The 25,425-nt window shown below is 70.6% G+C and carries 24 protein-coding genes and 1 tRNA gene; 12 read left to right on the forward strand and 13 right to left on the reverse strand.

Going from position 1 to position 25,425, the window contains the following annotated elements; translation table 11 throughout:
- Positions 1-278: 278 nt before the first annotated feature.
- Positions 279-1,046, forward strand: coding sequence for a chitinase (locus ACWD6P_RS02990; protein ID WP_451442213.1), 768 nt, complete (start codon positions 279-281; stop codon positions 1,044-1,046).
- A 6-nt stretch (positions 1,047-1,052) separates the two neighbouring features.
- On the opposite strand, the gene ACWD6P_RS02995 is transcribed toward ACWD6P_RS02990, so the two are convergent.
- The 3 genes from ACWD6P_RS02995 to ACWD6P_RS03005 form a co-directional block, all read right to left on the reverse strand.
- On the reverse strand, positions 1,053-1,754 hold the full coding sequence (locus ACWD6P_RS02995) for a bleomycin resistance protein (RefSeq protein ID WP_451442214.1): 702 nt from the start codon (positions 1,752-1,754) through the stop codon (positions 1,053-1,055).
- 126 nt (positions 1,755-1,880) lie between these two features.
- Positions 1,881-3,077, reverse strand: coding sequence for a cytochrome P450 family protein (locus ACWD6P_RS03000; protein WP_451442215.1), 1,197 nt, complete (start codon positions 3,075-3,077; stop codon positions 1,881-1,883).
- A gap of 229 nt (positions 3,078-3,306) precedes the next feature.
- Complete coding sequence (locus tag ACWD6P_RS03005; RefSeq protein WP_451442216.1) at positions 3,307-4,596, reverse strand: ATP-binding protein; 1,290 nt, start codon at positions 4,594-4,596, stop codon at positions 3,307-3,309.
- Between the two features lie 265 nt (positions 4,597-4,861).
- Here ACWD6P_RS03005 and ACWD6P_RS03010 point away from each other — a divergent pair, with 265 nt between their 5' ends.
- Positions 4,862-5,587 (forward strand): Mut7-C RNAse domain-containing protein, encoded by a 726-nt coding sequence (locus tag ACWD6P_RS03010; RefSeq protein ID WP_451442217.1) that lies wholly within the window; start codon positions 4,862-4,864, stop codon positions 5,585-5,587.
- Between the two features lie 1,014 nt (positions 5,588-6,601).
- Here the strand turns inward: ACWD6P_RS03010 and ACWD6P_RS03015 are convergent.
- The gene (locus tag ACWD6P_RS03015; protein WP_451442218.1) at positions 6,602-7,015 is read right to left on the reverse strand and encodes a hypothetical protein; all 414 of its coding nucleotides are present in this window, start codon (positions 7,013-7,015) and stop codon (positions 6,602-6,604) included.
- Between ACWD6P_RS03015 and ACWD6P_RS03020 the strand changes: the two genes are divergently transcribed.
- From ACWD6P_RS03020 to ACWD6P_RS03040, 5 genes are all read left to right on the forward strand, one after another.
- Positions 7,010-7,354 carry a hypothetical protein gene (locus tag ACWD6P_RS03020; RefSeq protein ID WP_451442219.1) on the forward strand — a complete coding sequence of 115 codons (345 nt, stop codon included), beginning with the start codon at positions 7,010-7,012 and terminating at the stop codon, positions 7,352-7,354. The genes ACWD6P_RS03015 and ACWD6P_RS03020 overlap by 6 nt on opposite strands.
- Positions 7,355-7,482: 128 nt before the next feature.
- Positions 7,483-8,181, forward strand: a complete 699-nt coding sequence (locus ACWD6P_RS03025) for a class F sortase (protein ID WP_451442220.1) — start codon at positions 7,483-7,485, stop codon at positions 8,179-8,181.
- Positions 8,182-8,401: 220 nt separating this feature from the next.
- Positions 8,402-9,913 (forward strand): glycine betaine/L-proline transporter ProP, encoded by a 1,512-nt coding sequence (gene proP, locus ACWD6P_RS03030; protein WP_451442221.1) that lies wholly within the window; start codon positions 8,402-8,404, stop codon positions 9,911-9,913.
- A 271-nt stretch (positions 9,914-10,184) separates the two neighbouring features.
- Positions 10,185-11,120 (forward strand): hydroxymethylbilane synthase, encoded by a 936-nt coding sequence (hemC, locus tag ACWD6P_RS03035; RefSeq protein ID WP_451442222.1) that lies wholly within the window; start codon positions 10,185-10,187, stop codon positions 11,118-11,120.
- Between the two features lie 252 nt (positions 11,121-11,372).
- Positions 11,373-12,101 (forward strand): ArsR/SmtB family transcription factor, encoded by a 729-nt coding sequence (locus tag ACWD6P_RS03040; protein ID WP_451442223.1) that lies wholly within the window; start codon positions 11,373-11,375, stop codon positions 12,099-12,101.
- On the opposite strand, the gene ACWD6P_RS03045 is transcribed toward ACWD6P_RS03040, so the two are convergent.
- Both ACWD6P_RS03045 and ACWD6P_RS03050 read right to left on the reverse strand, forming a co-directional pair.
- Positions 12,056-12,493, reverse strand: a complete 438-nt coding sequence (locus ACWD6P_RS03045; protein WP_451442224.1) for a hypothetical protein — start codon at positions 12,491-12,493, stop codon at positions 12,056-12,058. The two genes, ACWD6P_RS03040 and ACWD6P_RS03045, sit on opposite strands and share 46 nt — an antisense overlap.
- Positions 12,494-12,574: 81 nt before the next feature.
- A complete protein-coding gene (locus tag ACWD6P_RS03050; RefSeq protein WP_451442225.1) occupies positions 12,575-13,855 on the reverse strand; it encodes an MFS transporter in 1,281 nt (426 codons plus the stop codon).
- A 197-nt stretch (positions 13,856-14,052) separates the two neighbouring features.
- On the opposite strand from ACWD6P_RS03050, the gene ACWD6P_RS03055 reads away from it, so the two are divergent.
- Positions 14,053-14,934, forward strand: a complete 882-nt coding sequence (locus tag ACWD6P_RS03055; protein WP_451442226.1) for an NmrA family NAD(P)-binding protein — start codon at positions 14,053-14,055, stop codon at positions 14,932-14,934.
- Positions 14,935-15,347: 413 nt separating this feature from the next.
- A complete protein-coding gene (locus ACWD6P_RS03060) occupies positions 15,348-15,509 on the forward strand; it encodes a hypothetical protein (RefSeq protein WP_451442227.1) in 162 nt (53 codons plus the stop codon).
- Positions 15,510-15,520: 11 nt separating this feature from the next.
- Here the strand turns inward: ACWD6P_RS03060 and ACWD6P_RS03065 are convergent, their stop codons facing one another.
- Together ACWD6P_RS03065 and ACWD6P_RS03070 are read right to left on the reverse strand one after the other, a co-directional pair.
- On the reverse strand, positions 15,521-15,874 hold the full coding sequence (locus ACWD6P_RS03065; protein WP_451442228.1) for an MmcQ/YjbR family DNA-binding protein: 354 nt from the start codon (positions 15,872-15,874) through the stop codon (positions 15,521-15,523).
- A gap of 123 nt (positions 15,875-15,997) precedes the next feature.
- A complete protein-coding gene (locus tag ACWD6P_RS03070) occupies positions 15,998-16,894 on the reverse strand; it encodes an NAD(P)-dependent oxidoreductase (RefSeq protein ID WP_451442229.1) in 897 nt (298 codons plus the stop codon).
- Between the two features lie 162 nt (positions 16,895-17,056).
- Between ACWD6P_RS03070 and ACWD6P_RS03075 the strand changes: the two genes are divergently transcribed.
- The 3 genes from ACWD6P_RS03075 (at position 17,057) to ACWD6P_RS03085 (ending at position 20,595) form a co-directional block, all read left to right on the forward strand.
- Positions 17,057-18,046, forward strand: a complete 990-nt coding sequence (locus ACWD6P_RS03075) for a GlxA family transcriptional regulator (RefSeq protein WP_451442230.1) — start codon at positions 17,057-17,059, stop codon at positions 18,044-18,046.
- Between the two features lie 197 nt (positions 18,047-18,243).
- Positions 18,244-20,079 (forward strand): glycoside hydrolase family 15 protein, encoded by a 1,836-nt coding sequence (locus tag ACWD6P_RS03080; protein WP_451442231.1) that lies wholly within the window; start codon positions 18,244-18,246, stop codon positions 20,077-20,079.
- Between the two features lie 78 nt (positions 20,080-20,157).
- Complete coding sequence (locus tag ACWD6P_RS03085; RefSeq protein ID WP_451442232.1) at positions 20,158-20,595, forward strand: VOC family protein; 438 nt, start codon at positions 20,158-20,160, stop codon at positions 20,593-20,595.
- Positions 20,596-20,642: 47 nt separating this feature from the next.
- On the opposite strand, the gene ACWD6P_RS03090 is transcribed toward ACWD6P_RS03085, so the two are convergent.
- The 5 genes from ACWD6P_RS03090 to ACWD6P_RS03110 form a co-directional block, all read right to left on the reverse strand.
- Positions 20,643-21,356 (reverse strand): SDR family oxidoreductase, encoded by a 714-nt coding sequence (locus ACWD6P_RS03090; RefSeq protein ID WP_451442233.1) that lies wholly within the window; start codon positions 21,354-21,356, stop codon positions 20,643-20,645.
- Between the two features lie 156 nt (positions 21,357-21,512).
- The gene (locus ACWD6P_RS03095; RefSeq protein ID WP_451442234.1) at positions 21,513-23,864 is read right to left on the reverse strand and encodes a hypothetical protein; all 2,352 of its coding nucleotides are present in this window, start codon (positions 23,862-23,864) and stop codon (positions 21,513-21,515) included.
- A gap of 3 nt (positions 23,865-23,867) precedes the next feature.
- Positions 23,868-23,939: transfer RNA gene (locus ACWD6P_RS03100), tRNA-Pro, on the reverse strand.
- A gap of 179 nt (positions 23,940-24,118) precedes the next feature.
- The gene (locus tag ACWD6P_RS03105) at positions 24,119-24,424 is read right to left on the reverse strand and encodes a hypothetical protein (RefSeq protein WP_451442235.1); all 306 of its coding nucleotides are present in this window, start codon (positions 24,422-24,424) and stop codon (positions 24,119-24,121) included.
- A 110-nt stretch (positions 24,425-24,534) separates the two neighbouring features.
- Complete coding sequence (locus ACWD6P_RS03110) at positions 24,535-25,413, reverse strand: aminoglycoside phosphotransferase family protein (RefSeq protein WP_451442236.1); 879 nt, start codon at positions 25,411-25,413, stop codon at positions 24,535-24,537.
- Positions 25,414-25,425 lie beyond the last annotated feature (12 nt).

Genomic DNA, 25,425 nt, shown 5'->3' on the forward strand with positions numbered 1-25,425 from the left:
ACGCGACTGAGCTATTTCTTGCGGCGTCTTCTTGCGGCGTCGCGATCTTGCCGTCGGACGGGCGGCGGTCGGCGGATCAGTGCATTGGTCTGGACATGCTCAAGTTCCCGCCCATAGCCTGAGGTTGGTCTAGACCGCGGCTCTCGATGGGCGTCGTACGCGGTCGTCACATGCCCGGCAGTAAGTCCGCAAGGCAGTAAGGCAATTCCCCCCCCCACACACACGCAGCGGCCGTTGTGCCTGCCCGCCCGGAGTGCGGCCGCGCGAAGGAGTCCTGTATGAGATCTCGTACCGCTGCGCTGCTGAGTGCCGTCGCCATGGCCGCGGGTGTCGCCCTCGTTGTGCCGGTGTCGGCCGCGGTGGCAACCACGGTGAGCTGCTCTCCGTCGTGTGGCGCGGCGCTGGACGGTGCCGATGTGCGAGCCGAGGGGTTCGTCGTCAGCGAGGAGCAGTTCAATCAGATGTTCCCGAACCGGAATCCGTTCTACACGTACAGCGGTCTGACCGCGGCGCTCAGTGCCTACCCGGAGTTCGCGAACACCGGCAGTGACACCGTCAAGCGCCAGGAGGCCGCCGCCTTCCTCGCCAACGTCGGTCATGAAACCGGCGGCCTGGTGCACGTGGTGGAGCAGAACACCGGCAACTACCCCCACTACTGCGACGCCACCCAGCCGTACGGATGTCCGGCCGGTCAGGCTGCCTACTACGGGCGCGGGCCGATCCAGCTCAGCTGGAACTTCAACTACAAGGCGGCGGGCGATGCGCTGGGCATCGATCTGCTCAACAATCCCTATCTGGTGGAGCAGGACGCCGCCGTCGCCTGGAAGACCGCGCTCTGGTACTGGAACACCCAGACCGGGCCGGGCACCATGACCCCGCACCAGGCGATGGTCACGGGCGCGGGCTTCGGCGAGACCATTCGCAGCATCAACGGCTCCCTGGAATGCAATGGCGGCAATCCCGACCAGGTCCAGAGCCGGATCAACAACTACCAGCGCTTTGTGCAGATCCTGGGGACCACGCCCGGCGACAACCTCAGCTGCTGAACGTTTCTAGGCCTGCGGCTCCGCGAGGCGTGTGAGGTCGTCGTGGACCGCTGTCCGTTCCTCGGTGGTGAGGGGGATCGCGGCCGCTCTGGTGAGCGCGGAGGCGGTGGTCTCCTCATCGCCGAGGTGTCGGGCGATGTCCGCGCGCAGTATCAGGAGGCGCAGCAGCTGGGTGGGGGTGGGCTGTTCGTCCGCGAGGTTCAGCACCCGGTCGATGATCTTGGCGGCTCCCGTGTGGTCCTCCTTCGAGTGCGCGAGGAGGGAGGCGTGGTGCAGGGCGCGGGCGAAGGTCTCCTTGGGGGCGGGTCGGTGGTGCAGGTCCTCGCTGGTCTGGCGGCCGATGCGGAGGCAGTTGCCGCCCGGGTCGGTCATGAGGAACTGGCGCGTTCCGTAGGTCGTGTCCTTCAGTGGTCCGATGCGCGGCAGTCCGCGGGTCGGTATGCGTCCGTACGCGGCCTTGAGTCCGGCTCGGAATGCCGCGTACAGCCCGTCGACGTCATCGGTCCGGATGAAGCAGGTGCTGAAGGAGTCGGCCGGCTCGTAGTGCTTCATCCCGAAGAACTGGAGCTGGATGCCGCCGCGCTCGACGACCGCGTACGGATTGGGGCTCTTCTGTTGGAACGTCACCTCGAAGCCGAGTGCGCGGTAGAAGTCGAGGACGGGCTGGAGGGTGCGGCACGGAAGGATCGGGATGGTTTTCTCGGTCATGCCGCGTGATTCTAGTCAAAGTTGAATAGTGTGGGGAGGGTGCGGGGGAGGGGTGCGGTGCGGGTTCTTTCGGTGGCTTGGTCGAGGGGGCTCGGCCAAGCCGCCGGTCGCAGGTGGGTGTGTGCGCTACGCCTTCCAGCGCACGGGCAGTTGCTCCGTCCCCCGGATGACCATTCCGGAGCGCCACGTCAGGGCGTCGAGGTCGGTGTCCAGAGCGAGATCGGGGCAGCGCTCCAGGAGGGAGCGGATGGCGATGCGTGCCTCCAGACGGGCCAGCGGGGCACCGAGGCAGAAGTGGATGCCGTGGCCGAAGGCGGCGTGTCCGCGGGGGTCGCGGGTGATGTCGAAGTCGTCCGCGGCGGCGAAGCGTTCGGGGTCCCGGGAGGCGGAGGCCAGGGAGACCAGTACGGTCTCGCCGGCGGGGATCCGGGTGCCGCCGATGTCCACCGGCTCCAGGCTGAAGCGCCCGGTCGCCGTCGCCACCGGGCCGTCGTAGCGCAGCATCTCCTCGACGGCGTTGTCGAGGAGCGAGTAGTCGTCCCGTAGGGCGGCCAGTTGGGCGGGGCGCTGCAGCAGGGCGCGTACGCCGTTGGACAGCAGACTGACGGTCGTCTCGTGGCCGGCGACCAGCAGCAGGAACGCCGTGCCGATCAGCTCCTCGCGGGAGAGCTGATCGCCGTCCTCGTCGCTGGTGCGGATCAGCGCGCTGAGCAGGCCGTCGCCGGGAGTGCTCCGCTTGGCCTCGATGAGGCCGACGAGGTACTCCGACATCGCGCGCGTCGACGCCTGCGCCGCCGCCTCGCTGGTCGGCGAGACCAGCTCGTTGGACCAGCCGCGAAAGGCCTCCCGGTCGATGTCGGGGACGCCGAGGAGTTCGCAGATGACGGTCATCGGCAACGGGAAGGCGAGGGCCGCCACGAGGTCGGCCCGGCCGTCGGGCGCGGCGAGCATCGCATCGAGCAGCTCATCGGTGATCTGCTGCACCCGCGGCCGGAGCGCCTCCACGCGGCGGGCCGTGAACTCCTTGGCCACCAGCTTCCGCAGCCGGGTGTGCTGGGGCGGGTCCGCGTCCAGCATGTTCGTGAACAGCGCCGATTCGTCGGCCGCCGCGTCCAGCAGGTCGGTCGCGCGCCAGTTCTTGCTGAGGCGGGGGTCGGTGAGCGCGGCCCGGGCTGCCTCATGGCCGACGATCAGCCATACCTCCGGTCCATGAGGGATACGCACGCGGTGCACCGGTCCCTGGGCGCGCAGCTCGGCGTAGTACTTGTACGGATCCGCGGTGAAGTCCTCACCGTAGGCACCCAGATCGACAATGCCCGGCATACGTTGTCCGCCCTCTCGACGATTCCCGATGAAGCCCGTGGCCCGGCTCCGTGCAGCACCGTATGTGCGCCGACCAGCGGCAGCATCGGCCCGGCGGAGGAGCCGCCTCGTGCGATGTCCTCCGTACGCAGTGCGCCGTGTCCTCCGCACGCAGTGCGCCGTGTCCTCCGTACGCAGTGCGCGGGCCGCCGGGCGCGGACCGCCGTCGCGCCCGGGGAGACACCGCTGGTCAGCAGCGGGCGTGGGCCGTGATGTCCGCGCTGAACTCGTCGATCATCGCGGGGGTGACGGTCGGCCGGCACTGGGCGATGGCGGCGAGATAGTCCTCGGTACTCGCCCCGAGCCGCCCGTGCACGCCCGCGCCGACCCCCACCGCCTCCAGGTCCCGCTCGAACGAGGCCTGGGCCGCCACCCGGGCGGCGTGCTCGATGTCGGCCGGGGTGAACAGCTCGCTGGCCGCCACCAGCGCTGCCACATCCACATCGGCCCGGCCGTCCGTGTACCGCGACCAGATCGCCGAGCGGGCCGCGGCGTCCGGCGTACCGATCGGGATCACGTAGTCGAACCGGCCGGGACGCAGGAACGCCGGATCCAGCGAGCGGATCGAGTTGGTCGCGCACACCAGCAGCCGCTCGTCCTGTTCCCGGAAGCCGGGTATCAGCTTGAGCAGCTCATTGGTCACGCCGTGCAGCCCGCCCGGCTGCGCGGGCTCATGGCGCACCGGCGCGATCTCCTCGACCTCGTCGATGAAGACCAGCACCCGCTCCAGCTCCGCGATCCGGGCGAACGCGCTGCGGAGCGCCGCCGCCAGATTGCCCTCGTCGGCCAGCCGGGACGGAAGCAGCTCGACGAACGGCCAGCCGAGCTTGGCGGCGATGCCCCGGGCGAAGGTGGTCTTGCCGGTCCCCGGCGGACCGAACAGGGCGATCGCCCGCGGCGGCCGGACCCCGTGCCTGGCGGCCCGCTCCGGCTCCGCCAGCGGCAGTACCACCCGCCGCTCGATGAGGTCCTTCTCCGCCTCCATACCGGCCACCTTGGCCCACAGGTCCGCGGGCAGGAACCGCCCGCCGAGATCGTCCAGGAGACTGGCCACCGGCCCGTGGTGCGGTTCGACCTTCTCGAAGTACGCCACGGCGGGCTGGCGCGTGTAGCCCGCGTTCAGCAGGCCCTCTCCGAGCAGGTCCTCCTCGGGCAGTACGTAGGCGATGCGGCTGACCCGGGCGGCGATCAGCCGCCGCTCCAGCTCCACCAGCAGCGCACTCGCCAGCCCCCGCCCGCGCCAGGCCGAGGAGATCGCGATCCGCATCACCCAGCCCCGCTCACCGGCCACACACGCGAGTGCGGCCCCGATGGGTACGCCCTGGTGGACGGCCACCACGGCGGGCTGCCGAGAGGTCAGCGCACTGATGCACTCGGCGAGCGAGAAGACGGACTCCTGCCCGAGCTCGGCGGTGGAGTCGATCAGGTGGACCACTTCGGCGAGATCCTTCTCGCGGTAGTCATGGATGAGCCAGTTCACCGGTACCGCCCCTCGTGATGATGGTGATCGTGGTGATGTGGTGGCAGCGAGGCTAGGGGCGGTGGGGGAGCGGGGCCTGCTCCACCGTGCACAAAGCGGGCCGTGGATCGCTACGGTCCGTATGTAGCCAGATCGGCGGAGCCGCGGTCAGGGGGCAGCCGGCCGCCGCGCGAGCCGGCCGCGGGCCTCTGACCGGCGGGAATCCGCTTGACCGGCGGGAAAATCCGCTGGCTGGCCCCGGCCGGGCGATGACATGCTGTCCGGCGTGAACGGACCCGAGATCCACCTCAGCTTCGCCCCTGAGCTGCACGTTTTCGTCGCGGCAGAGCGCAGCGCCGCCCGTACGCCCGTGGTGACCGACGGGGCGTCGACCCTCGGCCATGTCGTGGAGTCGCTGGGCGTCCCGCTCACCGAGGTGGGGCGACTCGTCGTGGACGGCGCCGAGGTTTCCGCCTCCCACGTCCCGGCCGCGGGCGAGCGCATCGAGGTGTACGGCGTCGAGCGCCCGCAGCGGGTTCCCGGCGCGCCGCTGCGCTTCCTGCTCGACGTCCATCTCGGCACTCTGGCGCGCAGGCTGCGGCTGCTCGGTGTCGACGCCGCGTACACGAACGAGGACCCCGGCGACGCGGCACTGGCCACGCTCTCGGCGAAGGAGCGGCGGGTGCTGCTCTCCCGGGACCGGGGGCTGCTGCGCCGGCGCGAGATCTGGGCGGGCGCGTTCGTCTACAGCGACCGGCCGGACGACCAACTCCGCGACGTACTGGAGCGTTTCGCCCCCGCGCTCGCCCCGTGGACGCGCTGCACCGCGTGCAACGGCCGACTGGCGGACGCCGACAAGGACTCGGTGCGCGAGCACCTCCAGCACGGCACGCAGCGTACGTACGACGTCTTCGCGCAGTGCACCGCCTGCGGCCGGGTCTACTGGCGCGGCGCTCACCACGCACGGCTGGAGGCGATCGTCGAGAAGGCGCTCAGGGAAAGCGCCACCTGAACCACGGCGGCACGCCGAGGCAGCCGGCCGGCGGTAGGAATTCGCCAGTCCGGGTGATGGGGGGCGTGGTGGGTGCGTGGTGGGTGCGGTTGGGGCGACGGGGCTGTGGCGTCGCTGGGTCGTCGCTGGGGCGTGTGCTCGTGTGCCTGTGTATCTGTGTGCCCGTGTGCCCGTGCATCTGGGCGTCCCTGTGTCCGCGTGTCCGCGTGTCCGTGCATCCGGGCGTCCCTGCGTCCGGGCGTCCCTGTGCCGGGCGTCCGTGCGCGTGCCCCGGTACCTGGTGAGGGCTGCGGGATCGTCGTCATGGCCACGGAATCGCGCATCGGTAAAGGGGCGTTGGCCACCTCGTCGTTCGGCGGATCCGTGAGGGAGTTCCGCTGACAGCTGGTCAGGGGGGCGTGTTCACCAGCTGGTTGGCGGTCGGGCGCGCCACGTCAGGCGAGTTCGGGCAGAAGGGGGAAGCGGCGCCGCGGGCCAGGCGGGCCAGGCGGGCCAGGCCGGCCGGGCGGGGCAGCCGGGGGTTCGGCGGGCCGCTGGCCCGTGCGTGCCCCTACGGTCCGGCTCCCGGCCGAGCGCGAGGTCGGCGGCCCCGGCACCGCACCGCAGGAGGCGGGCCGATGGATGACCGTCATCTGCGGACTCCGACGGTCGGCGGCCCCTCGGCGTGTCGCGGAGGGCGTCGGTTCGCGGGCCCGTCCCCGGGCCGCTCGTGCCGCTGCGGAACGGCGTCGGAGCCCCTTTAGCCCACTCGTTACGCGACACGCCGACGACGCGCGCCGTCCAACGGGTGAATCCGCTTCTTTCCGCCACCCGAAGAGCCCAGGGGGTACCCCGAATGCAACGTTCTCCGGTGGTGCGCGGCCGCGATTCGGCTGACGGTGATCACGTCGCTACTGCGATTCCGATGTGCCGACAAACAGTCAGCCTTCGCAGTCGTGCCGAAAGGAACATGTCCCCATGCGCACTGCTCGCTCCCTGTTCGCTTCGGCCGCCATCACGGCGGCCCTCGCAATCTCAGCTCCAGCCGCAAACGCCATGATCATGGAGGACAACGCCGCCGCCAGTGGTACTTCCTCCAGCGACCACGACCGCGACAGGCACTGCCGCGATTACGGTCGTGACTACGGTCGTGACAATGGCCGCGACCACGGCCGCGACAACGGCCGTGACAACGGCCGCGACCACGGTCGGGACAACGGTCGTGACGATCACGCCAACCGCGATGACGACCACGGTCGGGACAACGGCCGCGACCACGGCCGCGACAACGGTCGGGACAACGGCCGTGACAACGGTCGGGACAACGGTCGTGACAACGGCCGGGACAACGGTCGTGACAACGGTCGTGACCGGGACCGCGACCGTGACCGCGACCACGGCCGGTACCGGGACCACTGCGGCAAGAAGAAGCCCAGCGGTGGTGTGCACACCGGTGGCGGCTTCCTGGCCAAGACCGTGGTCAGTGACTGGGACGACGACGACCACGGCCGGGGCCACGGCCGGGACCACGGCCGGGACCACGACAAGGGTGGCTATGGCGACCACGACAAGGGCGGCTACGGCGACCACGACAAGGGTGGCTACGGCGACCACGACAAGGGCGGCTACGGCGGTCACCACCGCAAGCCGCACGGTGGCATCCACACCGGTGGCGGTGGCCTGGCCACCAACAGCGGCATGGCAGCCGGCTCCCTGCTGATGGTCGGTGGTCTCGGCGCCGGTGCCTACATGCTGCGCCGTCGCTCCTCGGGCTCGGCGGCGGCCTGACAAGGCTGCCCTGCACGGAGGCCGCTGCGCCGTCGCGGCCACCGTTCCTCGTGGACGGTGGCCGCGGCGATTGCGTTCCGCTGCCCCTCACGCCTCGCCGCCGCCCCGTTCACGAAAGGCACCCTCACATGACCGCCCAGCAGTCGCCGCCCCAGCCGAACACCAACCCAGCCCGGACCGCCTCCGCGTCCCGTCCCGTCGGCCGCGGCCTGTTGTGGTCCGCGGCAGCGTTCCTGCTGGGCTCCCTCCTCGTCTACAACTCCGTGGACACCTCGGCCGATCCCAAGCCGCAGTCCCCCACCGCCGTCGCCGCCTCCGCCACGCCCCGGGCCACCGCCCCGGCCGCACCCGGCCTGGCCCTGCCCCGCTCCGCGCCGAAGCGGGTGACGATCCCCGCGATCGCCGTCGACGCGCCCTTCACACCGTTGGCCATCGGGCCCACCGGACAGCTCGACGCACCACCCTCGACGAACCGGAACCTCGTGGGCTGGTTCAAGGAGGGTCCGGCGCCGGGTGAGCGCGGCTCGTCGATCATCGCGGGGCATGTGGACACCAAGACCGGACCGGCGGTGTTCATGCAACTCGAATCGCTCAAGCCCGGCAGCTCGATCAACATCACCCGTGAGGACGGCGTGATCGCGACCTTCAGGGTCGACTCCGTCGAGGTCTTCAACAAGGCGAAGTTCCCCAACGAGCGGGTCTACGCCGACGTGCCGAGTGCGCAGCTGCGTGTGATCACCTGCGGTGGCGCATACGACAGGAAGGTCAAGGACTACGTCGACAACGTGGTGGTCTTCGCCCACCTCGACACGTACCGGCGCGCCTGAGCGGGGCCCTTCCGCACCCGGAGGTTCCCCTGCCGCTTCCGCACCGGTGTATCCGGACAGTGCCCAGGCCGCCGCACACCGCAGGCCTGGGCACTGCCGTACCACCTGAGGGAAACCACGAGCGGCGAGGAAACATGAGATGAGCGCCGGACGCCGAAGGCCGCCGAAACCACGCACGGGCAGGAAGCCGGCCCGCGGAGGTTCCGCCGCCACCGACCGTATGCTCCGCACCCTGCTGCGCCGCCGCAAACAGCCGCTGAGCGCGGAGGACGTGACGGTCACCGACCGGCCCGCGGTGCGCCGGGCGGTGTCGGCGGCCGCGCTGGGCAACACCATGGAGTGGTTCGACTTCGGGGTCTACGCCTATCTGGCGGGCACCTTGGGCAAGGTGTTCTTCCCGTCGAGTTCGCCGGGGGCCCAGGTGGTCTCGGCGTTCGCCACGTTCGCCGCGGCGTTCCTCGTCCGTCCGCTCGGCGGCCTGGTATTCGGCCCGCTCGGCGACCGTATCGGCCGGCAACGCGTCCTCGCCGCCACCATGATCATGATGGCGGTCAGCACCTTCGCCGTCGGATTTCTGCCCTCCTACAGCACCATCGGCTTCGCCGCACCGATTCTGCTGCTGATCTGCCGCCTGGTGCAGGGGTTCTCCACCGGCGGCGAATACGCCGGCGCCACCACATACATCGCCGAATACGCTCCGGACACCCGGCGCGGATTCCTCGGCAGCTGGCTCGACTTCGGCACCTTCGTCGGCTACTCGCTCGGCTCCGGACTGGTGACCGTCCTGACGGCCGTACTCGGCGAGGACGGTTTGGTGGACTGGGGCTGGCGGCTGCCGTTCCTGGTCGCCGGACCGCTCGGGCTGATCGGCCTGTACATGCGGCTGCGGCTGGAGGAGACCCCGGCGTTCCAGCGTGAGGCCGAGCAGGCCCACCACGATGCGGAGGAGGTGCGCGCCGCGGTCGGCGCGGACCCGGTCGAGGAGGCCCGGCAGTCCGGCAAGGGCCGACTGAAGGAGATCTTCACCCGGCACTGGCAGGCGGTGCTGATCTGCATGGGCCTGGTGCTGCTCTACAACGTCACCAACTACATGGTGACCTCGTATCTGCCGACGTTCATGACCGAGACCCTCGGCGAAGACCCCCTCACCTCCCAGCTGCTCGTACTCGGCACCATGATCGTCGTGGTGCTCACCATCACCACCGTGGGCCGTACCTCCGACCGTTGGGGACGCCGGCCCGTCTTCATGGCGGGCAGCGCCGCCATGATCGCCCTGGCGGTGCCCGCGGTGCTGCTCATTCGCGCCGGCGGCATCCTGCTGCCGGCCTTCGGATGTCTGATCCTGGGGCTCTTGCTGGTGTGCTTCGCCGGCACGTCCGCCGCCACCCTGCCCGCGCTGTTCCCGACCCGGCTGCGCTACGGCGCGCTCTCCATCTCCTTCAACATCTCCGTTTCGCTCTTCGGCGGTACGACGCCGCTGTTCGCGTCCGCGCTGGTGCAGGCGACCGGCAGCACCATGATCCCCGCGTACTACCTGATGGCCGCCGGTGTCATCGGGCTGATCGCCACCTTCTTCCTGCACGAGACGGCGGGCAAGCCGCTGCGTGGCTCCGGCCCGATGGTGGAGACCGAGGAGCAGGCCCACCAGCTGGTCGCCAGGAGCCGCACGGAGGCGGGGCGGCGGGCGCGGGACATCTGGATCCGGCTCCGGCACCCGTGGGCGCGGCATTGAGGGCGGCCGGACGGCATGACCGGTCGGCGTACCCGCCGGCGCGGGCCTGACGCCCGCTCACCCGGTCGGCGCAAGCGCCCGGAACGTATCGGCGGACGTCTGCGCCCCGGGTTCCGACCGGTCAGGCGGGGGTGTCCCGGCAGGGCGGCGGCGCGTCGGGTGGCCCCCAGCAGGGTGTGCCAGGGCGCACCGCCCTCGCGCACGACGTGCCCGGACGCGGTCGGGGCTTGCCGGTGACCGTAGGGCGGAACTGACGGTCTATCGTGGGCCCATGTCCGCCCCTGAACTGATCCGCATCGTCTCCCGCGACTCGCCGATGGCTCTGGCCCAGGTGGAGCGCGTCCGCACCGAACTCGGTGCGCTGCACCCCGGCATCGTCACCGAGGTACTCCCGGTCAAGACCACCGGCGACCGCTGGATGGGCGCGCTCTCCCAGGTAGAGGGGAAGGGAGCGTTCACCAAGGAGGTCGACGCCGCCCTCCTGGCCGGCGAGGCGGACCTCGCGGTGCACTGCGTCAAGGACATCCCCGGCGATCGCCCGCTGCCGGCCGGCACGACCTTCGCCGCCTTCCTGGAGCGCGATGACGTCCGTGACGCACTGATCCACCCGGGCGGGCTCGGCCTCGACGAACTCCCCGCGGGCACCCGGATCGGCACCTCGTCCGTCCGCCGGATCGCCCAACTCGCCGCCTCCCACCCGCATCTGCAGTGCGTGCCGATGCGCGGCAACGCCAACCGCCGGATGGAGAAGCTCGCGGCCGGCGAGGCGGACGCGCTGCTGCTGGCGGTCTCGGGGCTCGAACGCATCGGCCGTACGGATGTGATCACCCAGATCCTGTCCGTGGACGAGATGTGCCCGCCCATCGGCGCGGGCGTGCTGGCGCTCCAGTGCCGCGAGGGCGACACCAGGACCATCGACGCCGTGAGCGGCCTGGGCCACCCCCAGACGTACCAGGAGACCACCGCCGAGCGCATGCTGCTGCACGTCCTGCAAGGCCACTGCAACAGCCCGATCGCCGGGTACGCCCGGACCGACCGGCGCGGTGAACTCTCCCTGCGGGCCTGCGTCTTCACCCCGGACGGCAAGACGGTCCTCAACGCGCACGAATGGGCCGGACCGCTCACTCCGGAGACGCTCGGTACCTCCGTGGCCGTCGCCCTGCTGCGGCAGGGTGCGCGCGAGCTGATCGACGGCATCGCGCACTGAAGTCGCCCGCTTCCCGGGCCGGGGGAACCCGGCCCGCCCCGGACCGACGCGCGGCACGGTTCCCTTGACCGGGCATGGTCACGTCGTAGGCTGAAACGGATAGGTCGCCGCCGTTCAGCGGGCGGTGATCTGTGACCGGGGGAAACGGGGGAGCACGGATGACCGTGCGCATTCACTTCAGCCTGGAAGATCTCGCCAGGACGCATATCGCCGAACGGCCCGACCCGCTGTGGGAGGTCCTGCTCAGTCTGCGTGGAGGAGGGCCTCCAGGATCTGGCCGCCACCCCGCGCACCCGGCTCCGCACCGATCTCGCACGGCTCGCCCGGGCACGCCAAGTCCCCTTGTGGGTACGCGAGTTGGACTCCAGGGATCTTCCGTGCATCGCGAACGCCGTACGCGCCTACCACACCGTCGCCATCCGCCCGTACGAGACCCAGCTCCGCTGTCACATCGAGGCGGACCGGTCGAAGCGCAGCCGGGCACTGCAGTGCGGCGGAGTGCAGCGGCTGCTGAGCACCCTGCACCCGACGCTGCGCTGGCGGTCGCCCGTACTGGAAGTGCATCTCGCGAGCGTGGACCGCGACGTCCACCTGGGCGGCCGGGGACTGCGGCTGATCCCGTCCTTCTTCTGCTGGCGCAGCCCGATCATGCTCAGGGATCCGGAGCTGCCGCCGGTGCTGGTGTATCCCGTCGAACGCACCCCGGGCTGGGAGCGGACCACCGGCGACCACCGCCTGCGGACCGATGCGAAGAGCCCGTGTGCCGCCCTGCTGGGCAACACCCGGGCGGCGGCGCTGGAGGTCGTCGCCGCCGGCTGCACCACCTCCGAACTGGCCCGCAGACTGAACGTCTCACCGGCCACGGCGACCCACCACACCGCGATCCTCCGCGAGGCCGGACTGATCTCCTCCTGCCGCACGGGCGGCAGCGTCCATCACACGCTCAGGTCGCTGGGGGAGGCGTTGCTGCGGGGCGACTGAGCGGGCGGGGCGACGGGCACCACCACGACCTGGTCCTCGTCCTCGTAGACGATCCGTCCCGGGGCGGCGGACTCCAGCCGCTCGCACGGCACCCCGTGCTGGGCGAGCAGGTCGAGGTAGCCGTCCACCCGCTCCAGGAGGTGCACGGCGGTGGTCTTGAACCAGGCCACCGCCCCCGGGTTGAGTTCGCGGTCGTAGACGGTGGGATCGACGTCGGAGGGGTTGGCGTAGTGGGCGTCGTACCAGTCGTTGCCCGCCCGCCAGAAGCGGTACTGCTCATCGGTCAGTCGGCCGTCGCGCGCGAGACCGTTGGCGAGGGCGAAGATGCCGGGAAAGTGCCCGTGCGGACTCCGCGTGGTCCCCTGAAACCTCACATACCGCGCCTCACCCATGAGGTGCCTCCCCTTGCACTGATCGGCCCGGCCGGGGAGTCTGCCAGATCGCCGAGATCGCGGCACATGGGTGACGGAGTGTCACCTCACCGTGTCCGAGGCGCGGCTTCCTGCCGGGGCAACTTCTGGGGGCGTCCGCTCTGGGGGCGTCTGCTCTGGGTGTGTCTGCTGGGCGTGCGGGTGGCGTTGCGCCCAGCGGACGGCGAGTGGTGCTGCCAGGCCCGTCAGGGTGAGCAGCGCTCCTACGACGTACCACCCGGGGCGGCCCCAGGTGATGCAGAGGGAGATGAGCAGGGTCGGCGCGAGGGCTTCGGCCAGTCCGGCGCCCAGGCCGAACACACCGAGGTACTGGCCGGTGGCGTGCTGTGGGGCGAGGGCGAACGACACTTCGAAGCCCGCGGCGGAGTGCCACAGCTCGCCGATCGTGTGGATCACCATCGCGGTCATGAGAAGCGTGGCCGCGGCCCACGCCGGTGTCCCGGCAGACAGCGAGACCAGAGAGCAGGAGACGAGGAAGGCCACGCCCGCTCGGCGGTAGGCGGCTCCGCCGGCCGCTGGGGAATCGATGCTGCGGCTGGCTCGTATCTGGAACGCGATGACGATGACGGTGTTGACGAGCATGGTGCCCGAGATGAGCCAGCGCGGGGCGGTGGTGGCCGTGACCAGCCAGAGCGGGACGGCCACCGTGAGCACCTTGAACTGGACGGCCATGATGCCGTCGAGGGCGGTGAGCACGAGGTAGGGGCGGTCTCGCAGGGCGGTCCAGCGGGGGCCGCCGGTGGTGGGGACGGGGTTGACCGGCGGCAGGTGGATCAGGATCGCTGCCGACGCGGCGAAGGCCACCGCGTTGCCGATGACCAGGAGTTGGTAGGCGGGGAGGGTGCCCACCTGGACGGCCCAGCCCGCCAGAAGGGCGCCCAGGGAGATGCCCACGTTGGTCACGGCACGGAGATAGGCGCGGAATGCCTGCGGGCGGTCCCCGCCGTAGTGCCTGATGAGCGGGCTGCGTGCGGCCAATCCGGCCGCTTTGGCCCCGGTGGCCGTGCCCACCGCGAGGACGAACGGCCAGAACCCGTCCGCCAGTAGGAAGCCGGCAGTGGCCAGCGCTTGAACGACGAGGGTGGTGGCGTAGACGCCGCGTGCTCCGTGCCGGTCCGCGAGATGACCGACAGCGATGCCCACGGCCAGTGAGACGACGCCGGCGATGCCGAGGCCGAGGCCCACCTGGGTCGCCGGGAGGCGGACCGCCTCGGTGAAGTACAGGACTCCGGCGGTCAGATAGAGGCCGCTGCCGACCGTGTAGACGAAGTTCGAGGCGGAGAGGACGCGCTGGGGGCCGGAATCCGGCATCAGTGTGGGCATGACGAAGCTCCGCGTTCCGGGTCGGCAGTGTCGATGGTAAGAACTGCTCTAGCATTCTGCCTATTACGTGCAAGGGCAAGGTGGTGGTGACAAGTGAGTTGGATCTATGCCCGCAGCCTTCTAGGAGAGGAGGACAGGTTCAGGCCGCCTCTGCTCCTAGCCTGAAGTCGAGCCATCGACGAGGAGAGGACGAAATCGTGCAGATCGCTGTCACCACCCCGACCGGCAACGTCGGCCGCCATGTCGTCGCCACGCTGGTCCGCGCCGGTGTCCGGCCGCGCGTCCTGCTGCGCGACCCCGGTCGGCTGGCTCCCGGCCTCCGGGACGAGGTGGATGCCGTGCCGGTCGACCAATACGATGCCGACGCCGTGGTCGCCGCCACCGACGGCGTTGACGCGCTGTTCTGGGTGGACCCGGTTACCGGCAGCCAGGACCCCCTCGCCGACTACGCCCGCGCCACCAGCAGCGTGGTCCGCGCCGTCACCGCCAACCGCATCTGCCGCGTCGTCTTCCAGAGCAGCGTCGGCGCCGAGAAGCGTCACGGCGCCGGTGAGATCGACGGTCTGGCGCACACCGAAACCGCTCTGGACGGCCTTGGCGTCGACGTCACGCACCTCCGCTGCGGCTACTTCTTCACCAATCTCGAACTTCAACTCGATGCCCTACGAGCGGGCACCCTCCAGGTGATCCTTCCGCTCGACCAACCCATGGCCTGGGTGGCGCCGCGCGACATCGCCGAGGTGGCCGCCACTCGCCTGCTGTCTACTACCTGGTCCGGACGTTGTGTGCAGGCGGTTCACGGACCGGCCGATCTCACCTGGCGACAGGTCGCCGAAATCCTCGCCGACGCCACCGGCCGGCGGATCGGCGTCGAACGGATCACGGACGACGCCATGCGCGCCCGGCTCCAGCAGGCGGGCATGGCCGACAGGCTGGTCGAGGCCGTGCTGGGAATGTCGACCGGCCTGCGTGAGAACTTCGTGCCCGAACAGCGCCGCACCATCCGGACCACCACCCCGACCACCCTCGCCGCCTGGGCCTACGACCATCTCCGCCACCGGATCGCCGAAGCGTCGTAAACAGTTCGGCCAGGCAGCAGCGGCTCCGTTTCGCGGTCGGCTTACCGGGGCTTCCGCTGCCTGACGGGCTGTCAGGCAGGATGTGCCGCCCGTAAGGGGCGAACTGCGCATTTATGCTTCGCGCAAACCGTGCATTTGGTCGACATCGTTCATCAATACTCATCAACGGCTATCAGGGTCCATCAATAGCCATCAACGGCCATCAGCGGTCTCAGCCTCTGGGATGATCTTTTGCGTGCTCGGCACGCGCATGACAGGATGTCCCGCGCCGCACGGGGGAGCGGCGCATGAGTGGGGACAACCTCCCTTTGCGCACCAAGAGTTCAGCTGACACCTGAGGTGCTCCTTTTCCCCGGGGCGGCGAAACCTGCTGAGCCGCCCCCATAAACACACACGGGATTGGGACCATCGACATGAACGGCGCGACACACACCTCCAATGGCACGCCCATCTACGAGGAGCTCGTCGAGGAGCACGGCGACATCCTCGCCGAGACCCGCGAAGCCGCGGAGCGCTCGCAGTTGAAGGCGTCCCAGGCGCTGGACTGGAGTGATCTGCGCCGCCACCACGGGTGAGCGGAGCGCGGTCAGTCCGACGGGGGAAGCACCGGAAAGGCTTCCAACAGCCGCGTCGGGGCTGCCTGCTTCCAGGAGTCCACGAGGATGTCCCGCAGCTCTTCCATGTCCTCCAGCTCGGCCAGCCGAACCCGCACCCATGACGAGCCGGCCTCGTGCGGAGGCACCCAGAACTTCTTCGGTTCCGCCGCGATCAGCTCGTGACGTTCGTGGATGGGGCAGCGCACGGCGAATGATGTCTCATCGTCGGGGATCGTGATGAACATCTTCCCGGCGACCCGGAACGTGGGCATTTCCCAGGCTTCCTTCTCCACCGTTTCCGGCAAGGAGAGGGCGATACGGCGGACATCGGCGGAATCGATCACGTCACCACTTTAGACGTACAAAGAACGAAGAACTGCACGAATGAATGTGTATTTCTCATCCCCGGGATGACGGACGACTCCCCGCCGGTGCGCCGATGCCCGCTCCCCGCCACGACGGCCTGCTCAGGCGCCTCTGAGCACCTCGATCACGCTGGCGTAGCTGGCCTGGCCGTGGCCGGCGGCCTTGGTGCGTTCCATGGTCGCCTTCAGCAGCTGTGGCAGCGCGTTGTCGATACCGCGTGCCGATGCCGCGTGGATGAGGTGGTCGATGGCCGCGATCTGCACGTCGATGGTGGCGTCGTCGCCCGGGTAGTGGCCGGCGTCCACCTGGGGCGCGTAGGTGGTCAGGAATCCGGTCACGGCGGTCAGCCAGCGGATCGCGAGGGGGGTGAAGGCGGTGGCCGGTGTCCGCTCCGCGCCGACCAGGGCCGTGCCGTGCAGCCAGCCGGTCATGGTCGACCACATCAGGCCGAGCAGGGCGGAGTCGTAGAGGGAGGCCAGGCCGGGGTCGGTGCCGAGGTGCAAGGGGTCGCCCAGGGCCGCCAGGGTGGGCCGGTGGGCTTCGAAGACGGCGCCGGAACCGCTGTAGAGGAACATCATCTCCGGGCTTCCGACACCCGGCGGGGTGGTCATGATCGCGCCGTCGAGGTAGTCGGCGCCGTGCGACCGGGCCCAGGCGCTCGCTTCGTGGGCCTGTTCCGGGGAGCCGGAGGTGAGGTTGACCAGGACCTTGCCGGCGAGGGAGCCGGTGAGGGGGTCGAGGACGGAGTGCAGTGCCTCGTAGTCCAGTACGCAGGCGATGATCAGCGGACTCGCGGCGAGGGCCTCCTCGGGTGTCGCGGCCGGGCGGGCGCCCAGGGCGACCAGCGGCTCGGACTTGTGCGCCGAGCGGTTCCACACGGTGGTCGGGTGGCCGCGCTCCAGCAGCGCGGTGGCCAGCGCCGAGCCCATCGAGCCCAATCCGAGGACGGTGACGGCAGGGTGATGCGGAGCCAGGTCGTTCGTGTGCGGGGCGTTCATGGCGCAACTCCTTGTTCGCCGACCGCGGTTGATACCGCGGCGGTTGTCGTTCGCGTACGGACCTCGTGTCGTGCGCGTAAGGACACGCTCGCAGTTTGCGGTGGCCGGAAGAAGTGACAGCCGTGACGGTCGGCACCAAATTCCTGCCATACCCTTCAGGGCATGAGCGCTGGTTCCGTCGCCGTGGTGGTGCCCACGGACATCGGGGTTCCCTCCTGGGATCTCTACGAGTTGAGCATCCCGTGCACCGTTTTCGGCAAGCCGCAGCCCGACCTGGCGGACCCCTGGTACGACCTGCGGTTGTGCGGAGCGGAGGGGCAGCCGGCCGCCGCGGACGGCACCGGACTGGAGCTGCGGACCCGCTACGGGCTGGACGATCTCGTCGGCGCCGACACGGTCATCGTGCCATCGGTGCCCGACCCCTGCGTCGAGGACGGCCGGCCGCTGCCACCGGACCTGATCGGTGCCCTGCGCCGCGCCTACGACGCGGGCGCCCGCATGGTCTCCCTGTGCACGGGCGCCTTCGCGCTCGCCGAAGCGGGGCTGCTCGACGGGCGCCGTGCCACCGCCCACTGGATGCACACCGCCCAGCTGGCCGAGCGTTACCCGAAGGTGCAGGTCGACGACTCGGTGCTGTACGTGGACGACGGCGACGTGCTGACCAGCGCCGGGCTGACCGCCGGACTCGACCTCTGCCTCCATCTCGTACGCCGGGACCTGGGCGCGCATGTCGCAAACCAGCTCGCACGGCGGATGGTCGTCCCCGCACACCGGCCCGGCGGCCAGGCACAGTTCATCGATCTGTCCGTGCCCGTCACCGACGACCAGGGGCTCGGGCCCGTACTGGAATGGGCGCGCGAGCACCTGGATCAGCCGCTGTCGGTCGAGGACCTGGCGCGCCGGGCGGCGATGAGCCCGCGCACGTTCTACCGCCGGCTCCAGGCGGCCACCGGGACGACGCCCCTCCAGTGGCTGCTCAACCAGCGCCTGGGCCGTGCCCAGAGCCTGCTGGAGGCCACCGACCTGCCGATCGACAAGATCGGGGAGCTGAGCGGACTGGGCACCGCGAACAACCTCCGGCATCACTTCATCAAGCAGGTGGGGGTGTCGCCGGGGGAGTACCGGCGGGCGTTTCCGAGGGGCGGGGGCTGATCGGGGCCGGGGCTGATCGGGCCGGGGCGGGAGCGGGCTCGGGCTGATCGACCGGCCCGCCGTCCGGCCGGTGGGCTGCACCCCGCGGCCCGGCTTCCGCGCAGGTCAGCCACCCTCGACGGCACTGTTCGCGGCCCGTGACCACCCAGAGGTAACCTGAATCCATTGCTCCTGCTCCCCAGTGCAGGGGAGGTCGTATGACCGCTTGTGAGAGCCTCCGCCCCAGCAAGGCGGACGCGCCCCGCTACACACCGATCGCCGAGCACGGCCTGATCGGCGATATGCGCACGGCCGCGCTCGTCGGCACGAACGGCACCATCGACTGGTACTGCTGCACACGCTTCGACGCCCCCAGCGTCTTCGCGGCGCTCCTGGACGCCGATCGCGGCGGGGCCTTCGAGCTCGCACCGGATGTGCCCGCCCGGACGAAGCAGTTCTACTTCCCCGACACCAACATCCTGATCACCCGGTTCTTCGCGGACAACGGCGTCGGCGAGGTCCAGGACTTCATGCCGATCGTCGACGACTCACGCGAGGCGGACCGCCACCGGCTGATCCGCCGGGTGCTGTGCGTGCGCGGATCGCTGCCGTTCACCGCCCGGGTATCGCCCCGGTTCGATTACGGCCGGCAGACGCACACCGTGAGCACACGGTCCGGCCAGACCGTCTTCGACTCCCCGGACCTGTCCCTGGCGCTGACGTCCAGCGTCCCGGTGACGGTCGACGGCCCGGACGCCCGGTCCTCCTTCACGCTGGAGGAGGGGGACGCCGCGGTCTTCGCCCTCGACCGGATCGGCGACGGGGTGGAGCAGCGGAGCTGTGCCCTGCTGGAGGCGGAGGAACTGTTCGGCGCCACGGTGCGGTACTGGCGCAACTGGCTGTCCCACTCCCGCTACCGGGGCCGCTGGCGGGAAATGGTGCACCGCTCCGCGCTCACCCTCAAGCTGCTGACGTACGCGCCGACCGGCGCCATTGTGGCCGCGCCCACGACCAGCCTGCCCGAACAGATCGGCGGCGAGCGCAACTGGGACTACCGCTACGCATGGGTGAGGGATGCCGCATTCTGCATCTATGCGCTGCTCAGACTGGGATTCTCGGACGAGGCCGAGTCCTTTGTGCATTTCCTGTCCGAGAATGTCTGCCGCGATTCCGGCTGCGACGGCCCGTTGCAGATCATGTACGGCATCGACGGCCGCAGCGAACTCCCCGAGGAAGAACTGACCCACCTGGAAGGCCACTTGGGCTCGGCACCCGTCCGCATCGGAAATGACGCCGTCAACCAGCTGCAACTCGATATCTACGGTGCCCTCATCGATTCCCTCTACCTCTACGACAAATGGGGCCAGCCCCTCTCCAGCGGCCACTGGGACACCATCGGCACGCTGGTCGACTGGGTCTGCGAGCACTGGGACCAGCCGGACGAAGGCATCTGGGAGACCCGCGGAAAGATCCAGAATTTCCTCTACTCGCAGCTGATGTGCTGGGTGGCCATCGAACGGGCGATGCGCATCGCACAGCACCGCGGTCTGCCGGCGGACATGCTCCGCTGGGGCCGGGCCCGCGACGCGATCTACCGGCGGATCATGGACCGCGGCTGGTCCAAGGAGCGGCAGGCATTCGTCCAGCACGAGGGCGACGACGTTCTCGACGCTGCCGTTCTGATGATGCCGCTGGCCAAATTCATCTCACCCACCGACCCGAAATGGCTCTCCACCCTCGACGTACTGGGCGAGGACCTGGTGTCCGACTCCCTGGTCTACCGCTATGACCCCCGCAGCAGCCCGGACGGACTGCGCGGCGAGGAGGGCACCTTCTCGATCTGCTCCTTCTGGTACGTCGAGGCGCTCGCCCGCGCCGGCCGGGTGGACGAGGCCCGCCTCGCCTTCGAGAAGATGCTGACGTACGCCAACCACCTCGGTCTCTACGCCGAGGAAATCGGCCGCACCGGCGAACAGATCGGCAATTTCCCGCAGGCCTTCACCCACCTGGGCCTCATCAGCGCGGCCTTCAACCTGGACCGGGCGCTGGGGTGAGGAGGGGCCCGCGCCCCTCGCCGTGGCAGCTGCCCGTGCCTCCGTCCCTCCGGCCGCTGCTCACGGCACAGTGGACCCATGACGGCAGACAATAGCGACATTCTGGCCGGCGCCCGCGTGGCGACCAGGCTTCCCGCGCAGAACCTGGACCGGGCCCGCCGCTTCTACTCCGAGCGGCTCGGGCTGGAGCCCGTCGACGAACGGCCCGGCGGCCTGCTGTACCGGTGCGCGGGCGGGGACTTCGTGGTGTTCCAGTCGGCGGGCTCCTCGCCCGGCACGTTCACCCAGATGGCCTGGGAGGTCGACGACATCGAACGCGTCGTGGCGGAACTCAGGCGGCGTGGCGTGGTGTTCGAGGACGTCGATCTGCCCGGCCTGCTGGGCGGCGGGCGAACCAGCGACGGGATCGTCGAGATCGACGGGAACTACCCGAGCAAGGGCGCCCGGGGTGAACGCGGCGCCTGGTTCCGTGACAGCGAGGGGAACATGCTGGGCATCGGGCAGCCGGTCGTCTGAGGGCAGATGTGCCCGCCTGGGAGGCGGGCACACCGGGCCGCGTCAGGTCACACGGGCTGGCCCACCGGCCGGATGATGACGTTGTTGACGTCGACGCCGCTGGGCTGTCCGATCGCCCACACAATGGAGTCGGCGACCTGATCGGCCGTCAGGAGGTTTCCTTCCGGAAGCGCGCCCAGGCCCTCCCAGAACGGCGTCTCCACACGCCCCGGCGCGATCAGGGTGACACCGACGCCATCGCCGGTCACCATGCGCCGGGTGTTCTCGGCGAGCCCGGTCACCGCCCACTTCGTCGCCCCGTAGATATTGCCGGGGGTATGGACGAACCCCGCAACGCTGCCGACGAGAATGATCCGCCCCCGCGTCTCCTTGAGCTCGGCCAGGGCGGCCCTGATCAGCAGGGCGGGGCCGAGGACGTTGGTCAGGACCATCTCCCGCCAGCCGGCGGGATCCCCGTCGGCGAGGGTGTCATGGGTGGCGAAACCGGCATTGGCGACGACGGTGTCCAGCCGCCCGAACTCCTTGACGGTGGCCTCGACGGCCGATCGGACCGTGTCGTAGTCGGCCGAGTCCCCGGGCACGGTCAACAACCCGGCGGGCGTGCCGAGTTCCTCGGCGAACCGGCGCAGACGGCCCTGATCGCGTCCGGTGACGGTCACCCGATGCCCTCGGTCCAGCAGCTGCCGGGCGGTTGCCGCTCCGATGCCGCTGCCACCCCCGGTGATCAGGGTGACGGGAGAAGCGGCGGAAGAGTCGGTCATGGGTACCCCTGGATGCGTGTGATCACGTCCGCTGACCAGGCCCCTGACCAGGGCGTTGCGGGACTGCCGATGGCAGGACCGCGGGGTCGCGTCCGTTGCTGGTGTTCGATGCTGCAGGCGCGGATCCGGATTCCATCAGTTGGAGTGCGTTCTATGTCAACTGGGCTGTCCGCCCCGGTCCTTGGGGTGCGGGAGCGCTGCGCCGTCCCGCATCCAGTGGCGCTCCGTGCTCCAGCCCAGGAACCGGCGCGCGCGGCCGCGCAGCGCGGTCCCGTCGGGGGCGAAGCTCCCGCCGGCGGCGACCAGTCGCAGCCCCTCCAGCGCGGGAGCGAGCCGGGCGGCGACATGGGCCGGATGACGGGCGGTCTCCTCGTCCAGGCCGGCGAGCACACGGGCCTGCTCGCCGGGAGCGCACAGCGACAGCTGGAACAGCAGATGCCGCCAGGCGTACGCCGCGTCCTTGATCGTGGTCAGCGGGCGGGGGTTGTGCTGCACCCGGGCCGTCAGCCGGCACACCGTACGGAAGCTGCGGCGGGCCAGGTCGTCCCAGCCCGGCGCCGGGGCGATGCCGACGCGGTGGACCAGCGTGGCCAGATTGTGGGTGGTGAGGATCTGCGCCTGCTCGATCACCTTGCCGTTCGCCGCCACCGAGCCGAACGGGGATCCCCCGGCCCGTTCGACGCAGAGCTTCGCGAAATCCGGTGCGGTGCGCGACGGGTATCCGCGGGTCAGCGCGCTGCTCGCCTCGGCGATCGCCAGGTTGCGGATCGCCGCGTAGTCGATCCCGTAGTAGCGCTCGTAGAGCGTGCCGCGCAGCAGGTCGGCGGCGATGCGCGCGGCCGTGAGGAACTTCGGGGTGAAGGTGCCCATGAAGATGTCCGCGGCGAGCTCCTCGACCATGGGCGCGCCGAGGTCGGCCTGGCGGGCGAGCACGCCGAGTTCCCGGATCAGCGGGTTGGGCAGGACGGTCCCCGGGAACCCCTGTACGGCCAGCTCACCGAGCTGCCGCAGGGCGGTGTGGGCGTCCTCCCGGGCCGCGTCGTCACCCCGCTGCCCGGCCACCGCCCGCGCCCAGGGCAGCTCCTCGAACCGTACCTGGCGCTGCAGATTGAGCAGCAGCAGCGAACGACGACGGCGGAACGCCCGGTAGTTCGCCGCCACCAGCGTCCGCAGGGCCGGGTCGGAGTAGGCCTGGGCGGTGGTCGCGGCGACCAGCTGCGGCACCAGCTCGGCCAGGACCTCGGCCGACGGCACCACACCCCGCTCGACGAGGGTGCCGATCGGAGCGCTGAGCGTGGCCTCGACGACCCGGCGGATCGGGGCCGGAACCAGGGCTCCTACGGGCAGACCGGTCTCCCGATGCTCCTGCTCGGTCACCGCGGCGACCAGCGGGGCGACATCGGGGGCGCCCGTGTCCTGGGGGAGCTCACCGAGCCGGCGCAGCACCAGCTGAGCCAGGGCGTGGTGCGAGGGGAGCGCCGCCTGTGCCGCCTGATGCGCACGCAGCGCCCTGTGCGGCTCGGAACCGGGCACCCCGCGCCGCCGCACCATGGAATCGACGGCGTGCCGCAGCAGACCGAGCCGGCGCGGGTCGAGGGGACGCCCGGCGACGGCCTCCTCCAGGGCGCCGCGCAGGATGCCCAGGTTCTCCTTGGGGCTGCGATGCTTACCGCAGCGCGTGTGCGCCGCCGCCAGTTGCTCGTATCGGCGCAGCAGGGCGGCACCGCGCTCGTACCAGCCATCGTGCGGGGCGGGGAGAAGAAGGCGACCGGATCCGGCGGTCTCCAGCCAGTGGACGAGGAGCTCGTCGGCGAACGGCTGCCAGACCGTGAGGGCCTCCTGCTGCGCCTCGACGGCCGGGTGGGGCCGCCGTCGCGCCAGTGTCCGGCCGGCGTCGGCGACCGTTCGGCGGTGCACCGCGGTGACCTCCGGAGCGGGCGCCGCGGACGGCCGGGGAGCAAAGCGCAGCCGGTCGGCGAACGGCTCCAGTACGTCGGCGAGTTCCACGGCCTCGGCCACCCGCCCCGAGCGCACCAGCCAGGCGACGGTGAGCAGCGCGGCTTCCTCCGGCACCGTCACCTCGTAGCGCCCGGTGTCCAGCAGCGCGCACAGTTCGGCCAGCCCGGCATCCGTCAGGAAGTACAGGAAGAGCGCCCGGCGGTCGGCCGGCACGCCCGCCCGGCGCGCCGCGTCCCTCTCGTACGGCTGGAGCGGTCCGCCGGCGCTCGCCGCGCCGGTCGCGAACCCTCCGCGGACCACCTCGGGAGTCACCCAGGCCGGAAGCCCGGCCACCGGGGTGCGTGATCCCACCGTCAGCCGGCCTTCGGCCAGGCCGCCCAGCACGTCCCGCCAGCGGCGGGCACGGTCCTCGGCGCGGCCGCGGGTGGCGGCGTCCTCGTGGGTCAGCGCGGTGGTGAAGGCCCGGGTCAACTGGCCCAGGGCGTAGGACCGACCGACTGGGTACGGCGCGGTCCCGGTGCGAGGCTGCTGCTCAGCGTCATCGTTCATAAGCCGGCGTGGCGGGTTCTGCCCCCGCGCCCTCCGGGTCCCAAGCCCGGTGCTCTCCTGCTGAGCTACACGCCGTCGGTGTCGATGAGCTGGAGACTAGGCCCGTGCGCCATGGTGGTTCAAACGGGTTTTCGGGTGGGGAGAGGCATCGCATCGGCTCGTCCCCGCGCTGCCGCGGACCTGCGCGGGGACGAGCCGACTTGCTCGATGCTGCTATCTGCGGCTACTCGTGATGCTCCGGAAGCCGCGAGGGTTTACAGCGGACGCGCCCACAGGTCCCACTGCAGGCCCGAGCCGTCGCAGAACGGGTCGGCCCACTTGCCGCTGCTGACCAGGTCGGTGCCGGCTGCCTGGCATCCGCTGAGGGTCCAGAACTTCTTGCCGGTCCACACCGTTCCGGGAGGACCGTCCATCGGCTTGACCTGGTGCTGCGCGGGGGAGACGGTCGGCTCGGCGGCCTTGGCGCCGGTGGTGGCGTGGGCCTGGGCGGCGCCGCCCAGGCTGACGACGGTGAGCGCGGCGGCAGCGAGGGCCGTGGTCAGAATTCGCCTGTTACGCACGTGATTTCCTTTCCCCGTAGTGTTGGGCCCCTTTGCGGGCCCGTCGCTCCGTACACGGACGGGGAGCGCTCGGCGTATGACAGCCTTGCGTGTGACCTGGGTCACATGCGTCATGGGCGGCGTTCGGCGAGGGCCTCATGGATGACCTGCCGTGCGATGTCCGCCATCACCGGGTTCGTCTCCCGGTAGTAGCGCAGTTCCATCAGGGCGATGGAGAGTGCCCAGCCGCGCCCTCGGGTCCAGGTCGCCTCATCGACGTCCAGGGCGGCCCGGAAGGCGGCACGGGCTTCGGCGGGGAGGACGTACCACGCCACGATCAGATCGACGGCGGGATCCCCCAGGCCCAGGCACCCGAAGTCGATGACGCCGCTGAGCTGTCCACGGGCCGTCAGCAGATTTCCGGGCTGCAGGTCGGCGTGGATCCACACGGGCCGTCCGGGCCACACGGCCGCCGCCAGGGCGGCCTCCCAGACCGCGACCGCCGCTTCGGCATCGACGAGACCGGGCAGCGCCGCGATCGCCTCACGGGTCGCAGCGTCCCGCGCCGCCAAGGGTTCGCTGCGGTACGAAGGCGGCCCGTCCGCCGGGTCGATCCGGTGCAACGCGGTGACGAACTCCGCCAGGTCCTTTGCCAGCAGGCCGGGTTCGGCGATGCGGCCGATGACCGGGGTCTCGCCTTCGAGCCAGCGGTAGACGGACCACGGGAAGGGGTAGCCCTCGGCGGGCGCTCCCCTGCCCAGCGGTACGGGGATGGCGACCGGAAGCGGCGGGGCGAGCAGCGGCAGCCACCGGTGCTCCTTCGCCACGTCGTCGGCGGCGCCCGGGACGCGGGGGAGCCGTACCACCATGTCCTCGCCGAGCCGGTACATGGCGTTGGACGTGCCGGCGGAGTCGACCCGTGCGACGGGGAGGTCCGCCCACCGCGCACACTGCCCGCCGAGCAAGCGGCGTACCAGCGACTCGTCGATGTCCACTTCGTCGGCGTGCATCCTGCCGGCGCA

The organism is Streptomyces sp. NPDC002446 (assembly GCF_053595675.1).

Coding starts and splice junctions, on each gene's coding strand:
- ACWD6P_RS03050 (WP_451442225.1), bottom strand. CDS start 13,855: ATGCCCACACTGATGCCGGATTCCGGCCCCCAGCGCGTCCTCTCCGCC.
- hemC (WP_451442222.1), top strand. CDS start 10,185: ATGTCCGCCCCTGAACTGATCCGCATCGTCTCCCGCGACTCGCCGATG.
- proP (WP_451442221.1), top strand. CDS start 8,402: ATGCTCCGCACCCTGCTGCGCCGCCGCAAACAGCCGCTGAGCGCGGAG.
- ACWD6P_RS03110 (WP_451442236.1), bottom strand. CDS start 25,413: ATGCACGCCGACGAAGTGGACATCGACGAGTCGCTGGTACGCCGCTTG.
- ACWD6P_RS02995 (WP_451442214.1), bottom strand. CDS start 1,754: ATGACCGAGAAAACCATCCCGATCCTTCCGTGCCGCACCCTCCAGCCC.
- ACWD6P_RS03080 (WP_451442231.1), top strand. CDS start 18,244: ATGACCGCTTGTGAGAGCCTCCGCCCCAGCAAGGCGGACGCGCCCCGC.
- ACWD6P_RS03045 (WP_451442224.1), bottom strand. CDS start 12,493: ATGGGTGAGGCGCGGTATGTGAGGTTTCAGGGGACCACGCGGAGTCCG.
- ACWD6P_RS02990 (WP_451442213.1), top strand. CDS start 279: ATGAGATCTCGTACCGCTGCGCTGCTGAGTGCCGTCGCCATGGCCGCG.
- ACWD6P_RS03060 (WP_451442227.1), top strand. CDS start 15,348: ATGAACGGCGCGACACACACCTCCAATGGCACGCCCATCTACGAGGAG.
- ACWD6P_RS03025 (WP_451442220.1), top strand. CDS start 7,483: ATGACCGCCCAGCAGTCGCCGCCCCAGCCGAACACCAACCCAGCCCGG.
- ACWD6P_RS03095 (WP_451442234.1), bottom strand. CDS start 23,864: ATGAACGATGACGCTGAGCAGCAGCCTCGCACCGGGACCGCGCCGTAC.
- ACWD6P_RS03075 (WP_451442230.1), top strand. CDS start 17,057: ATGAGCGCTGGTTCCGTCGCCGTGGTGGTGCCCACGGACATCGGGGTT.
- ACWD6P_RS03070 (WP_451442229.1), bottom strand. CDS start 16,894: ATGAACGCCCCGCACACGAACGACCTGGCTCCGCATCACCCTGCCGTC.
- ACWD6P_RS03000 (WP_451442215.1), bottom strand. CDS start 3,077: ATGCCGGGCATTGTCGATCTGGGTGCCTACGGTGAGGACTTCACCGCG.
- ACWD6P_RS03085 (WP_451442232.1), top strand. CDS start 20,158: ATGACGGCAGACAATAGCGACATTCTGGCCGGCGCCCGCGTGGCGACC.
- ACWD6P_RS03090 (WP_451442233.1), bottom strand. CDS start 21,356: ATGACCGACTCTTCCGCCGCTTCTCCCGTCACCCTGATCACCGGGGGT.